We start from the raw sequence: 13,592 nt of genomic DNA, 5'->3' as shown, positions 1-13,592 counted from the left end.
GTCAGGACCAACGTTTGATGATGATGGACGTATTGATGCCGCCAAACGCAAAATTGTTGCTCTGTAAGAATTCACAATCAATCTTGCGGGCTTCACCCATGATGTAATCCAGCGCGCCGCAGTTGGCGTCGGGCTGTTTTAAGTTTAGCGTAGGCGCAAACCAGCCTTCGCGCATCATTTGCAGACTCATCCAGGCTTCCAGCGCGCCACAGGCACCAAGGGTATGCCCAAAATAACTTTTCAGCGAGGAGATTGGCACATTATCGCCATAAATTGCGGCGGTCGCCTGACTTTCCGCAATATCGCCACGATCCGTCGCCGTACCGTGCGCGGAAATATAGCCGATATCCAGCGCGTTTAACCCGGCCATTTTCAGCGATTGTTCCATGCAAATTTGCATGGTTTCCCGTTGTGGCTGAGTGATATGTGCGGCGTCGCAGTTGGTGGCAAAACCAATGATTTCACCGTAAATCGTCGCGCCGCGCGCTTTGGCGTGTTCGAGTTCTTCAAGGATCAGCGTCCCGGCGCCTTCGCCAATCACCAGCCCATCGCGCTGTTCATCGAACGGCGACGGCGTGGTTTTCGGTTGCTCGTTGCGCTGACTGGTGGCGAACAACGTATCAAAGACGGCGGCTTCCGACGGGCACAGCTCTTCCGCGCCGCCTGCCACCATCACGGTTTGATAACCGTGGCGAATGGCTTCCCACGCATAGCCAATCGCCTGGCTGCCGGACGTGCAGGCGCTGGACGTAGGGATCACGCGTCCGCGCAGGCCGAAAAACAGACCGGTATTGACGGCGGTGGTGTGCGGCATCATCTGCACATAGGTGGTGCCGGTGATGTTATTGGTGTGCTTCTCGGTCAGCATGGTGGCAAATTCACTCACCGGGCCAGTACTGCCGGTGGATGAGCCATACGCAATCCCCGTTTCCCCGTTGGTGAGCACGTCGTCGCCAATCAGTCCAGCCTGTTCGAGCGCCAGTTCGGTGGCGCGCGTGGACATCAACGACACGCGACCCATCGCGCGGATGCGCTTACGGGTGTAATGCTCCGGCAGCGTGAAGTCATCGATCGGCGCGCCCAGTAGGGTATGTAGTCCGTCATAAACCTGCCACTCCGGCATTTTGCGCACGGCGTTTTCATAGGCCCGCAGTCTGGCGGAAACGTCCTGCCAGTTTTCCCCAAAGGCGGTGACGCCGCCCATGCCCGTTATCACCACGCGACGTGTCATAACATCCCTCCATTGATGGAAATCACCTGACGGGTGACGTAGCTCGCCACATCCGACATCAAATAGCTGGCAAGTCCGGCGACTTCGTCCGCCTGACCCATGCGTTTCATTGGGATCATCGCCATCGCTTCTTTTAGCGCGGCCTCTTCCATGTCGATCATTCCGGTGTCGATCAGCCCCGGCGCGATGCAGTTGACGGTAATTTTGCGTTTCGCGAGTTCAATCGCCAGCGCTTTGGTGGCCCCGATAATCCCGGCTTTGGCGGCGCTGTAATTCACCTGCCCACGATTGCCCATCACGCCGGATACCGACGACAGGGTGATGATCCGACCGCCCTGGCGCGCGCCAATCATCGGCATGATGCACGGCTGAATGACGTTATAAAAACTGTCGAGGTTGGTGTGGATCACCGTGTCCCAGTCGCTGTCGCTGAGCGCCGGGAAGGCGGCATCGCGCGCAACGCCTGCATTACTGACCACGCCGTACCACGCGCCATGCTCTTCGATATCCTGTTCCAGCACTTCGCGGCATTGCTCGCGGTTCGCCACGTCAAAACTGAGCAGACGGCCTGCGCCGCCGACGGCGAGAATGGCGTCCAGCGTCTCCTGCGCCCCCTGCGCATCACGGTGATAGTGGACGCCGACCACAAAGCCGTCTGCTGCCAACTGGCGGGCGATTGCGCGACCGATACCTTTGCTGGCGCCGGTAACCAAAACTGAACGACTCATGCGGACGCTCCTTGTTGAAATAGAGAATGAAGTTCTTCTGCCGACGGCTGGAAGGTATTGACGCGGCCTGTCGCCAGTGTCTCTTCGTCAGCGGTAATTGTGCATTCGAAGCTGCCGAAACGGTCGTCCTGCATCAGCAACTTGACGGTAATGGATACTGTTTTTCCTGCAGGCAGAACACCGGCTGCGCAAATCAGTTCGCGCGCGCCGAGCACCATCCCGAGCGAAATCGCCCCCTGACCTTGCTGATGGCGGTGCCAGCCGGACCAGACGCCGACGGTCTGCGCCATCAGTTCCAGCGCGAACCAGCCGGGTAAATTGCCCTGCGGATCAAGGAACGGTGCGAGAACGCCGCCGCCCCCCACCGTGACGCAACAAACGGCGGTGTCTTCACCCACACTGACCACCTCTTCGAGTAGCAGCATGGGCGCGTCGTGCGGCAGGTATTCGCCGGGTGATAAATAGTGGCTCATGACATTCTCCCGAGCAGAATACTGGCGTTATTGCCGCCAAAGGCGAACGAATTCGACAAGACAAACGGGCGTTCAAGCGGCTGAGGTTGCTCGATGATGCCGCAGGGCGGCAGCGCCGGATCGCGCGGCGACAGGCTAAAGTCCTGCGCTGGCAGAGGGAGGTCATGCTGCAAAATCAGCATGCTGAGCGCCGCTTCGGTAATCCCTGCCGCGCCCAGCGTGTGGCCGGTGAGGTGTTTGGTCGAGCTGCACGGGACGCGTTCGCCAAACAGCGCGTTGACCACTCTGGATTCGATCTGGTCGTTCAGCGGCGTGGCGGTGCCATGCAGATTGATGTATCCCACCTGTTCCGGTGTGATACCGGCATCGTCCAGCGCCTGTTGGATGGCGCGAATGGCCCCGACGCCCTCCGGGTGCGGCGCCGAAATATGGTGCGCGTCGCTGGATTCCCCTACGCCAAGCAGCGCGATAGGCTGCGGTTCGCGGGTCAACAGCATCAGCGCCGCGCCTTCACCAATGGTAATCCCGCTACGGTCACGGCCAAATGGCAGACAGCGCGTTGGCGAGAGCGATTCGAGACTGTGGAAGCCGTTGATCGGCATCCGGCTCAGGGTATCTGCGCCGCCGACGATCGCAACGTCCGCCAGACCGGACGCTATCAGGCGACGACCGCTGATAATCGCGCGAGCGCTGGAAGAACAGGCGGTGGAGAGAGTGAATGCCGGGCCATCCAGCTTCAGCCAGTGGCTGAGAAAGCGCGACGGGTCGCCCAGTTCCTGTTGCGGGTACTGCCAGTGCTGGCTCTCTTCGCCGTTCAGCGTCAGGTTAACGTGCGTGTCGCCTTCGTCCAGACCGGACGTACTGGTGCCGAGCACCACCGCAACCCGATCGTGACCGTAGCGCGCAATGGCCTCATCAACCTGCGGCTGGATCTGCCTAAGCGCCGCCAGCAGTAACTGATTGTTGCGCGAACGGTGGGCGCTAAAGTCGTCCGGGATGGCGGGCAGTTCGCCGTCCACGCCGGCGAGTACCGCGTGAGGATATCCCTGTAGCCAGCCGGTACGCGGGCGCATGCCGGGCGCAACGCCATGCGTCAGGTTGGCGGCGATTTCATCGGTATCGTTGCCCAGCGCGTTAATCATGCCCACCGCAGAAATGTAAATCATATCAGTCACCCAGATATTGAATGGTGATGTGGTATTTAAAGACATGCTGTTCGATGCTGATCGGCTCGCGCTTGCCTTTGCGGTTCAGGTAGGTGATTTCCGTCACCAGTTTGCCGCGGGCATTACGCAGTTCACGCCTGTCGCCGCTGTCCGTCAGCGTCCAGCCTTTCGGCAACTGCGGCTGCCAGACGCTAATCGGCCAGTGGCTGAGCATTACGTCAGCCAGCACCTGACTGGCGGGCGGCAGTTGCGGAACCACGATGGACTGCTCGGTGTGCAACCCTTTTTCATCGTAAGTGACGAGGAACAGACGAATACCCACCGACGACAGCCCCGCCAGCGTGATTTTTTTATCATCGGCATTCAGCATCACCAGCAGCGACTGCGTTTTGCCGTTAAAGCTGCCGGTGAGCAACTGCTGAGCATTCACTGCCGGAGATATGCCCGGTGCAGGCAGCGTCACCCGCGTACCTGGCTCCAGCCACGCCTGTGGTCGGCCTTCCTGCGGTTTCTGAGAGTGGCTGCAGCCGGTGAGGATCAGCGCGAAGAGGCACAGTGTTAACTGCCCGATGGCGCTACGCCAACCTGTTGACCCACCAGGCCGGATAAGGCGTAGTCGCCATCCGGCAAAAAGACGTTTCATCATTTTCGTTTCTTCTCTTTTTTCGTCGGCATCGCCAGAGGGGAAAGCAGGAACGCGGTGAAAATACCGCTTACCAGCACAATGCCAAAACTGCTGATCGCCTGGGTGGCGCTAAAGACCAGCATGCCGAGCGTCAGTAGGGTGGTCATCATTGCCAGCGTGATGGCTAACAGGGAGGTCAGAGGCGTCCCACGCGGATTACTGAAAAACAGCGTGTAGTTAATGCCGATCCCCAGTACCAGCACCAGCGCCAACAGCGAGAACAGATTGACCGCATGCCCGCTCAATGCCAGCACCGCCAGGCCGCAGCCCAAAGACAATACCGACGGCACGAGGCTGACACCTCCTCTGCGCCAGCCCAATCGGGCGATCGCGCCGCAGGCAATCACCGCCAGCGCAATAAACAGCAAACCGGTCAGTACGTTGCGATACAGCGCAAACAGACTGTCAAAGGTGCTTTTGCGATCCACCCACGCGACGCCGGGATATTTCTCGCTGAGCGCGTTGAGCGCAGCGCTCTGTTTGACGCCTTCCACCGGCACCAGTACGCCGCTTTCACCGTCGGCCAGGCTCAACCACAGCAGCCGCCAGCCTTCGCTGGCCGGGCTGGCAAGCCAGGCGTCAACGGTAACCGGCATAGGGGTTAGATCGGGATTGACCGTCGTCAGCCCGGCGCTGTTCAGGGCGTGGATGACCGCCGGCGCGGCGTTTTTCAGCAAGGCGAGATCCTGTTGCTGACGGGCCAGCGAATTCAGTGGGATCGTGCGATAGCCGCTGAGCAGTCCCTCTTTTTTCGCCTGCGCCAGCGCAGGGACAAAGGCTTCCAGCCGTTCCAGCGTCTGCTGGGGGGCGTCGCCGTACACCACAAACCACTTCTGATCGACGCTCTGTCCGGTCAGCGCGGTAATGGTTTTTTCCTGCGCCAGTATGTGCTGCGGTAGCGCCTGCAACTGTGAGATATCGTCATCCACGCGCAGGGCCGCCAGACCCGCCAGTGAGAAAAGCGCGAGTGCGACCGGCAGACCTACGGAGAGCTTCTTATTGCGTCGCCAGGCGGCAAGCCAGCGCAGCATCAACACCATCGCCGGAACCGGACGCACCGGTAGCCCGCGACACAGCCACGGATGCCAGAAAATCACCGTCAGGCAGGAGGCACTCAGCCCCACGGCCGCAAATACTGCCATCTGGCGAATGCCGGGGAAGGGGGCGAGCATCATGATCAGGTAGGCCGCGACGGTGGTCAGCAGCGCCAGCAGCAGGGCATTTCGCACTTTCGCCAGGCTTTGCCACGGCGAGGTTTCCGCGCCGTGCACCATCCGTTCGGTCAGGTAATACAACGTGTAGTCGGCGGAGATGCCGATGATGCTCATGCTCATCACCAGCGTCATCAGATGCAGTTCACCGAAGGCAAGCAGCGTGACGACGGTTCCCGCCAGCGCGCCCATGCCAATCGACAGCAGACACAGCAGCAGCGGGCGCAGCGAGCGGAACACCGCGACAATCAGCAGCAGCACGCCCAGCACCGTCGCCACGCCGAGCGTGGAGACATCCTGTTTTGCCTGCTGGCTGGCGTAATCGCTGTAGAAGACTGTGCCACGCGACAGTAGCTGCGCCTGCGGATAGCGCGCTTTCAGCTCCTCTGCAAGCGTGCTGAGCGTGGTCACCAGATGATGCGTTTGTTGCATATCGAACGACGAACCGGCCAGTTCACCATGCAGCAGATACCAGTAGTTTCCCTCGGGGTCTTGCGCCACCAGCCAGCCGTCCATCAGCCGCAGACGCTGGCCGTTTTCGGCCATCGCCAGCTGCGATCCGCGCATCAGCATCAGCGGGTCGTTTTGCAGCTCTTTCCCGCTGACGCCAGAAAACGCGGAATAGAGTTGAGACAGGATCCATTGCGCCTGCGCGTCGCCGCCGTTTTGCAGACGGGCGCGAGTTTGCGGGTCAATCAAACCATTGCGGTGCTGCCAGAAGAACGCGCCCCATGCCTGTTGGCTGTCGGTGTCCATCGGGCCTTTCACCTCTGCCAGCGCCTGTGATTGTTGCAGCATCGCCAGCCAGTTACGGGCGATTGTCGGGTCAGCCTTTTTACCGGGGCTGACCAGCCAGACCAGTTGGCGGTCAAGACGCTGCATAAAGCCGTCATTCAGGCTCGGCGGAATCGCCCCCAGCGCCTGTTTTGGCAGCATCGCCAGCACGCTGCTGTTGAGCCGCGCCTGAGGCAGCAACATCAGCAACACGCCCAGCATCATGATGCAGGCGATTCCCCATAACAGCGCGGGGCGTTTACTGGGCGGCAAAGCGTTGGCGTTCGTCATCAGTCAGTTGCGCAGGCGTCAGTTGGTGTTGGGAAAGCGCGATATCCGTGCGGTCGCCCTGTTTGTCGTTTAGCTCAATACGTTCCAGATAGGTTTTTCCGGCCAGGTCGATGGTGGCGAAGATCTTATCCAGTGGCGTGGTGATCGGCGTCAGGCGAAGCGTCCAGCGACCCTCTCCGCTATCTGCAAACTCCACGCGGAAGTTTTGTTCCAGCACCTTGCGGTCGGCCTGAAACAGCCCGCGCAGCAGGTGGTTAAACTGGAACATCTGCGGGTTGTTATCGGCGGTGATGGTCTGCGGCGGCTGACCGTTGATGGCCTGCACCATTCGCGTATCGTCCAGCAACAATTGCATCGGGAACGGACGGGTTTGATCCCACAAAAGCCCCTGGTCGCGGGCGATCAACATCGTTCCCGCGGATCGCAGCGGCTGCGGCAGATCCTTAATCGTCCGGGTTTGATCGAAATGCGCGCGGATCACCGGCTGTTCGGTAAAGCGCTGTTGCAACTCGTCGAGCGTCAACGCGCTAACAAACGGGATGATAAGCAGCGCCAGCAGCGGCAGAAATCTCATGGCGTTACTCCCATTCGTTCAAACAGAATGTCCGGGCAGACGAAGCACATTTCGCGGCTTTTCTCTTCCACCGCGACCTGAATGGTGTAGCCCGTCGTCGCGCGTTTCCCGCTTTCGGCATCGAAAATTTCATAGCCAATGCGCAGGCGGTTTTCGAACTCTTCCAGACGCGCGCGTACGCGAATGCGCTGTTCAAAGGTCAGCGGATTGCGGTATTTGACGCGGGTATCCACCACCGGCCACAGGTAGCCGGAGGCTTTCATCTGGCGATAGCCGTAGTCGAACTGGTTCAGCAGCGCTTCGCGGGCGATCTCGAAGTAACGGAAATAGTTGCCATGCCATGCCACGCCCATCATATCGACGTCGTGAAACGGAATGGTCAGCTCAACTTCAGCCGTAAAGCGGGGATCGTTCAGCACCCTTTACTCCTTGTTTTTGGGTTCCGGCAACTGCCAGAAATCGAAAAAGTTAAACCAGTCGAGCGGCGACTGTAACGCGTAATGCTCAAGACGTTCGGCATAGCGGTCGATGGTCTGCTGTAGCGCCTGCTGGCGTTCGGCACGCGGTAGTACCAGCGGATCGGCGAACGGCTCGCAGTGAATGCACAGCTTCTCCTGCTGACGCAGGGCAAAGAGGAGATCCACCGGGCAGCGCAAAATTGAGGCGAGGATAAATGGCCCCTGCGGGAACGGGGCGGCTTGCCCCATGAAACGGCTCCAGCAGACGCGCCATTCGCCGCCACGCTGGGGATTTACCGCAATGCGATCGCCGACAATAGCAATCCATTCCCCGCGCTCCAGCTTCTCTTTGAGCGCAATGGCGGTGTCCGGGCCGATGTCGGTCACTGGCATCAGGTTGAGTCCGGCCTGCGGCGCCATCTCTTCCATAATCTGCTTAAAACGCCGGGCGTTATCGCTGAACACCAGCGCGTTGATGGTTTTGCTGCCCTGCAACTGCGCCAGCGCGCGACAGGCTTCAACATCGCCCAGGTGGGAGGCCAGCAGTAGCTTACCGCGAGGATCGCTGACGTTCAGCGCCTCTTCAGCCCCTGGCGCAAACACCACGTCGCGGCCAAAATGCAGTTCACCGCGCCAGCTGGCGATTTTATCGAGCATCGCGTTGCCGAAGCGCAGAAAGTGTTGATAGCTGGTGAGGTTAGCTGGAACTGGCCTCTGGCGTGCGGCCAACTGCGCATGCACGCGGGCGATCCAGTTCTGTGAGGCGCGGCGTGCAGAGGACGCGGTCAGCCAGTAGACGCCGACCACCGGCCAGAGCAGCAACGTGAACGCCTTGCGTCCCAGCAAACGCCATACCCATAGCATCAGGCGCATTCCCCACAGCCCTTTCACCTCCTGCTGGCGCGCCCAGTGCGGCGACGTTCGACGCAGCAGCAGTGACGGGATGCGTGGCAACATGCCGAAGAACAGGCGCGTGTGCATCAGCGAAATGCGACAGTTATCTTTGAAAGCATCGAAATGCGACAGTCCGTCCGGCGGATAGGTCACGCGAGTCGGGACAAAATAGCTGGGAGTACCCTGCCACCAGAGACGCACCATCACTTCGGTGTCGAAATCCATTCTCTTGCCAAGCGTCACCCGCTGCGCCAGCTGGCGCGTAGGACCGACAGGGTAGACGCGAAAGCCGCACATGCTGTCTTTCAGTTGCAGGGAAAGGGTTTCAATCCAGACCCAGACATGGGTTATCCAGCGCCCGTACAGGCGCGAACGGGGAATGGAATCATCGTAAATCGGCTGTCCGGAGATCAGCGCGGCAGGATGGGTCTGCGCCAGTTCCAGCAGTTTTGGGATGTCTTCAATGGCATGTTGACCATCGGCATCGACCTGGACGGCATGGGTAAATCCGGCTTCTGCCGCCGCCTCTAATCCACGGATCACCGCCGCGCCTTTTCCGGTGTTTTCCGCCAGACGGATTAAGGTCAGACCGGCGGTGTCCACGGCGAGTCTGTCCAGTTCCTGCTGCGTGGCTGCATCGCTGCCGTCGTCCACCACAATACACGGCAGATTAAACGGCTGCAGTCGTGTCAGGACACGCGACATCATGGCGCCGTGGTTATAGCAGGGGATCAGCACGCAAGGGGAAAAGGTTAACGACATAGTCGGATCTTCCCGCTGCTGGCGGTATGGCGCGCGTCGCCATCGTGGCGTTGATAGCTGAACGTCAGGATCTGACGTGCCTCCTGCCAGCTCAGCGTTAGTGTGACGGTGTTTTCCGGCAGCAGCGGCGCCTGGAACTTCACGTTCTGAATGCTGTGAAAACGCCAGCCGGGAGCGAGCAGGGTGGTGGCATAGTGCATCACCCAGTCCATCTGCGCGACGCCAGGCAGCAGCGGCTGCACGGCAAAATGGCCGCTAAACCAGAACAGGGAAGGATCGAGATGCAGGACGATCTCTACCTGTTGGGGCTGTGCCTGATGGCGCTCAATTTCATGGGGTATCATGAAACAACTCCTGTAATTGCGCATAGACACGCTTATTCATACTGTTGACCGGGATTTCGTCGATGACCCGCCAGTAACGCGGTACGGCGACCGGCTCGAGCCACGGCAACAGCGCTCGCCGCCACGTCAGCTCCTGCGTTTTTCCCCCGCTGTTCTGCCAGCGCTGGCGCGCCTCGTCATCCAGTACCAGCAGTACGCCCACGCCCTGGCGACCGCCGCGGGTGATCGGCAGGGCGGCGACTTCGCGGATGCCCTTCAACTCCAGCAGGCGTTGTTCGACTTCGCTGAGCGAAATGCGCTTCTCTTCAATTTTGACTACCCGTCCACGGCGTCCCATCAGGCGGAACTGGCCGTTTGGCTCAAATTGCAGGATATCGTCGAGCAACAGACCGTTAGCGTCGGCAATCAGCGGAGAAAAGACGCGAAATGCGGCATCTTCTGCGGTAAATGACACGCCAGGGAAGGGTAGCCAGGCGACGTTCTCCTGCTGACGATAGCGCCAGGCGAGAATACCGGTTTCGGTGCTACCGTAGATTTCATCCGGCCAGACGTTCAGCCAGGCGGCGGTTTGCGTGACGTCCTGCCACGGTAGCATGCCGCCCGCCGACAAAATCATTGCCACCGGCGGTGCGGGAAGCTGGTGGTCGAGACGCTTTAAAAACGCCGGGCTGCTGATGAACACATAGCGATGTTCGTGACCCAGCGCAGCCAGCTGCTCCGCGTAGTAGAGCATGGCTGCATGCAGCGGCAGGCCCAGGGCCATTGGCAGGAAAATACGGAACGTCAGACCGTACAGATGCTGCGGCACGACGGAGGCTACCACCCGGCACCCCGTCAGGCGGTCGGCAAAGCGCGCCGCCAGCAGTTCGGCTTCGTGGTCCAGACGGGCAACAGGTTTGACGATGCGCTTCGGCTGTCCCGTCGAACCGGAGGTAAACAGCTCAACATACGCATCGTGGCGCAGGGGCGGGAAGAAGCACGCCTCATCGCTGAGCGTCATTGCTGAGCTGACCACCCACAGCGGCCCCTGCCAGCCGAGCGTTTTATCGCTCAGCACGCCGTCAAACAACGCCCGCTGCTCGTCGAGCAAAGAGACGCGATTATGCCCCGGAATCACGGGCGTTTTCCCCGCATGCAGGGTCGCTAGCAACGCGACAATAAACAGATAGCTGTTTTCAAAACAGAGCGCCCAGCGATCGCCTTCCTGCTGTTGCAGGTGTGCCATCAGTTGCGCGACATCGTGGCGCAAGTGACCGAGCGTCCAGTGGCGTTCGTCCAGCCAGGCGACAGGCGTGTTCGCTGGACGGGGGGAGGTGAGCCATTCGGCAAGCGTCAGGGTCTGTTTCATTGTGAATCTCGATTCATCATCCAATGGCGTACCAGCCATTCGCTGCCCATCAGTAACCCCATCAGCAGGTAGGCAATCATGCCATTCCATGCGGTCCACATCGCCATATCGCCATGGAGGGCGGTAAACAACGCCACGCCGCCATTGACGATAAAAAAGGCGCACCAGATCTGCGTCACCCGGCTGGTGTATCGCACCGCCACATCCGGAAGTTGGGGATCGCGCAGTCGCGCCAGTCGTTCAACGATGGGCATCGATGACCAGAGCGAACCGCCAAAAACGGCAAGCATGACGGCATTCACGACAACCGGATAAAACAGCAGAAGCTGATGGGCTTTAAGCAGGTAACTGGCGACGCACAGGGTGATACCCACTGCTGCCACCACCTGAGTGACTATGCGCAGCGGACCCGCCTGTCGCCGGGTCTGGCGAAAGCGTAAGAACAGCAGGAGTGCCATCAGCGGCAGTAACCACTGCAGGCTGTGGTGCGCCAGACCAAACCAAATCAGGAAAGGCCAGGCAAGCAACAGCACGCCTGTCAGCACAGGCAATGTGCGAACGCCCGACACGGCGAATCAGGCTTCTTTAAGCAGGCGTTCTACCGCGACAACGACATCCTGCACGGTGCGTACGGCTTTGAACTCTTCCGGCTTGATCTTCTTACCGGTTTTCTTTTGCAGATGGACGATCATGTCGACCGCATCGATGCTGTCCAGCTCAAGATCTTCGTACAGACGCGCCTCAGGTTTGATGTCCTGCGGGTCTATCTCAAACAGCTTAACCAGCAGCGCAGAGACTTCGTCATAAATGGCGTGTTGATCGGTCATAACGGACTCTCCTCAGGCACGTTGCGCATTAATGAACGATGCCAGCGTGGCGACGGAGAAGAAGTGCTGACGCATCTCTTCACTTTCCGCGGAAAGCACCACACCGTACTGATTTTTTACCGCCAGTCCCAGTTCCAGGGCATCAATCGAGTCCAGCCCCAGGCCGTCGCCAAACAGCGCCGCCTCGGTGTCAATGTCGTCTGTCGACAGTTCGTCCAGATTCAATGTTGTTATGATGAGATTTTTAATTTCAAGATAAAGCGCTTGCATCATTAATTCCTGAGAGAGGTAACGTACCTGGTTGTAATTGAAGCAAAAGATGCCGGTTTAGCTGTCTTGCCGCCAGCGCCGGTTCTTGTAAATTTGCGTCGTAAAAGTGGTCAATCTTCACCCGCTCGCGTACCTCGACGGTAAACAGCGGTTTTGTGGGGGGACCTGATACCATTTGCTTTCTTTATCCAGCATGCGCTGGCTGCAATGGATGGTCACTACGCGAATATCGCTGCCGCAGCGCACGGCGATATTGGCCGCGCCGCGTTGCAGCGTCATGGTCTCGCCGGGGCGAGTGCGGGTGCCTTCGGGGAAAATTAAAATCGTATCGCCCTGCGCCAGGCGTTGCTGGCTGGCTGGTAACAGGGCGTCGGCCTGGCTGTTCACCAGATAATCCGCGGCACGCACTACGCCGCTAAGGAACGGGTTCTTCAGCAGTGCGCTCTTCACCAGACAGTCTGTTTCGGGCATCACCGACGCCAGCAGGACATAATCGATCAGGGTGGGGTGATTTGCGACCACCAGACATCCGCGTTCCTGACGCAAAATATCCACCCCGTTCATCTGATAATCCAGCACGCCCAGCACCCGGGTTACCGTTAAAAAGAGACGGAAACTGGCGGCAATGCTGCGTCGGGCAATGCGGCGACGCCGGGCATTGTCCCATACGAACACTAATAAAATGTTAAACCAGACGACCGAAAGCAGCAGCCCGCCGAGTCCGAAGAGGGCGAAGCAGAAGCCGGTCATGGCGATCCGCCAGAGTCGGTTCAGCATGGAGATAACCCCTTTCATGACCGACTCCAGTGCCAGTTCACTCGCTCACCCGGAAGGGTAAACGAGCTGGCATTCTGCAAATAGTGCTGTAAAAACAACAGGCTTTGCGGGAGTGCCGTTTCAGTGCCAGCCTGAGTCGGTTCGCTCTGACACACCCAGTCGTTGCCTGCTTCACAGACCAGCGCGGTGGCGTAAGGCCAGGTTGGCATATTTTCCGGGAGGCGCGGGTGGTAAAACTCGGGAAGAAAACCGTCGAAATCGACCATCAGCACACGCTGATAACCCGCCTGTAGCAGGCAGATGACTTCACATAGCCCCTGCTGGAAGCTATCGCGCCCGGCAGAAAGTGATGACGAGACGATAGGGTGTTTAGCCGCGATGGTCAGGTTGCCCACCGCTGAATTGTGTACCGACAGGGCAAAATCGGTCGGCGAGAGCGCCTGCTCCGTCGCCAGCGCATGCAGAATCCGGTAGTTACGTTCGAGTTCTCCGTGGCGACTGGTGTATAGCACCGCATCAATATCGTGGCGACGCAGCATCGCCAGCCCGCACTCGACGGCCAGTTTACTGCCGGAGCTAAGACGACGGGCGGTCATCATCGGCAGTTCACGCAGTTTGCCTTGTGCCGCCGACGGATCGATGGCGTACGGATGCCGTGACCATTGCAGCCACTGTATCAATTCGCTCAGACCTGGCGCCATCGCCCGCCAGTCGGTAATGTTTAGTGAGAATTTCATCAACGCGCGTCCGCGGTAAACCGGTGATTCCAGTAGCGTTCA

General features: G+C 59.4%; 15 protein-coding genes and 1 pseudogene. All 16 read right to left on the bottom strand.

All coding sequences use genetic code 11. The features are described from left to right. Position 1: 1 nt before the first annotated feature. The 16 genes and pseudogenes from WM46_RS18320 to WM46_RS18245 all read right to left on the bottom strand — a co-directional run bounded on the left by WM46_RS18320 (position 2) and on the right by WM46_RS18245 (position 13,550). Positions 2-1,231 (bottom strand): beta-ketoacyl-ACP synthase, encoded by a 1,230-nt coding sequence (locus WM46_RS18320; RefSeq protein ID WP_102602984.1) that lies wholly within the window; start codon positions 1,229-1,231, stop codon positions 2-4. Next, positions 1,228-1,959: a 3-ketoacyl-ACP reductase FabG2 gene (locus WM46_RS18315; RefSeq protein ID WP_061076017.1), complete on the bottom strand. Its 732-nt coding sequence runs from the start codon at positions 1,957-1,959 to the stop codon at positions 1,228-1,230. The genes WM46_RS18320 and WM46_RS18315 overlap by 4 nt, the downstream gene beginning before the upstream one ends. Then, on the bottom strand, positions 1,956-2,432 hold the full coding sequence (locus tag WM46_RS18310) for a 3-hydroxy-fatty acyl-ACP dehydratase (RefSeq protein WP_102602983.1): 477 nt from the start codon (positions 2,430-2,432) through the stop codon (positions 1,956-1,958). The genes WM46_RS18315 and WM46_RS18310 overlap by 4 nt, the downstream gene beginning before the upstream one ends. Continuing rightward, complete coding sequence (locus WM46_RS18305) at positions 2,429-3,598, bottom strand: beta-ketoacyl-[acyl-carrier-protein] synthase family protein (RefSeq protein WP_102602982.1); 1,170 nt, start codon at positions 3,596-3,598, stop codon at positions 2,429-2,431. The genes WM46_RS18310 and WM46_RS18305 overlap by 4 nt, the downstream gene beginning before the upstream one ends. Before the next feature lies 1 nt (position 3,599). After that, positions 3,600-4,244, bottom strand: coding sequence for a DUF3261 domain-containing protein (locus tag WM46_RS18300; protein ID WP_233628578.1), 645 nt, complete (start codon positions 4,242-4,244; stop codon positions 3,600-3,602). After that, positions 4,241-6,559: an MMPL family transporter gene (locus tag WM46_RS18295; RefSeq protein ID WP_102602981.1), complete on the bottom strand. Its 2,319-nt coding sequence runs from the start codon at positions 6,557-6,559 to the stop codon at positions 4,241-4,243. Before WM46_RS18295 ends, WM46_RS18300 begins: the two co-directional genes overlap by 4 nt. Then, on the bottom strand, positions 6,528-7,133 hold the full coding sequence (locus WM46_RS18290) for a LolA family protein (protein ID WP_102602980.1): 606 nt from the start codon (positions 7,131-7,133) through the stop codon (positions 6,528-6,530). Before WM46_RS18290 ends, WM46_RS18295 begins: the two co-directional genes overlap by 32 nt. Further along, complete coding sequence (locus tag WM46_RS18285) at positions 7,130-7,552, bottom strand: acyl-CoA thioesterase (RefSeq protein ID WP_061076023.1); 423 nt, start codon at positions 7,550-7,552, stop codon at positions 7,130-7,132. The genes WM46_RS18290 and WM46_RS18285 overlap by 4 nt, the downstream gene beginning before the upstream one ends. 3 nt (positions 7,553-7,555) lie before the next feature. Continuing rightward, a complete protein-coding gene (locus WM46_RS18280) occupies positions 7,556-9,247 on the bottom strand; it encodes a glycosyltransferase family 2 protein (RefSeq protein ID WP_102602979.1) in 1,692 nt (563 codons plus the stop codon). Beyond that, positions 9,238-9,591, bottom strand: a complete 354-nt coding sequence (locus tag WM46_RS18275) for a beta-hydroxyacyl-ACP dehydratase (RefSeq protein ID WP_042998501.1) — start codon at positions 9,589-9,591, stop codon at positions 9,238-9,240. Before WM46_RS18275 ends, WM46_RS18280 begins: the two co-directional genes overlap by 10 nt. Next, a complete protein-coding gene (locus WM46_RS18270; protein WP_102602978.1) occupies positions 9,578-10,939 on the bottom strand; it encodes an AMP-binding protein in 1,362 nt (453 codons plus the stop codon). The genes WM46_RS18275 and WM46_RS18270 overlap by 14 nt, the downstream gene beginning before the upstream one ends. Further along, positions 10,936-11,508, bottom strand: coding sequence for a hypothetical protein (locus WM46_RS18265; protein ID WP_102602977.1), 573 nt, complete (start codon positions 11,506-11,508; stop codon positions 10,936-10,938). Before WM46_RS18265 ends, WM46_RS18270 begins: the two co-directional genes overlap by 4 nt. A gap of 6 nt (positions 11,509-11,514) precedes the next feature. Further along, positions 11,515-11,766 (bottom strand): acyl carrier protein, encoded by a 252-nt coding sequence (locus WM46_RS18260; RefSeq protein WP_102602976.1) that lies wholly within the window; start codon positions 11,764-11,766, stop codon positions 11,515-11,517. Between the two features lie 12 nt (positions 11,767-11,778). After that, complete coding sequence (locus tag WM46_RS18255) at positions 11,779-12,036, bottom strand: phosphopantetheine-binding protein (RefSeq protein ID WP_042998497.1); 258 nt, start codon at positions 12,034-12,036, stop codon at positions 11,779-11,781. Then, positions 12,017-12,831: pseudogene (locus WM46_RS18250) on the bottom strand (lysophospholipid acyltransferase family protein). The gene WM46_RS18255 and the pseudogene WM46_RS18250 overlap by 20 nt, the downstream one beginning before the upstream one ends. After that, positions 12,828-13,550, bottom strand: coding sequence for a beta-ketoacyl synthase chain length factor (locus WM46_RS18245; RefSeq protein WP_102602975.1), 723 nt, complete (start codon positions 13,548-13,550; stop codon positions 12,828-12,830). Before WM46_RS18245 ends, WM46_RS18250 begins: the two are co-directional and overlap by 4 nt. Positions 13,551-13,592 lie beyond the last annotated feature (42 nt).

The organism is Citrobacter freundii complex sp. CFNIH2 (assembly GCF_002880615.1).
Taxonomy (GTDB): Bacteria; Pseudomonadota; Gammaproteobacteria; order Enterobacterales; family Enterobacteriaceae; genus Citrobacter_A; species Citrobacter_A amalonaticus_F.
This window is presented reverse-complemented; position numbering and strand designations above follow the sequence as displayed.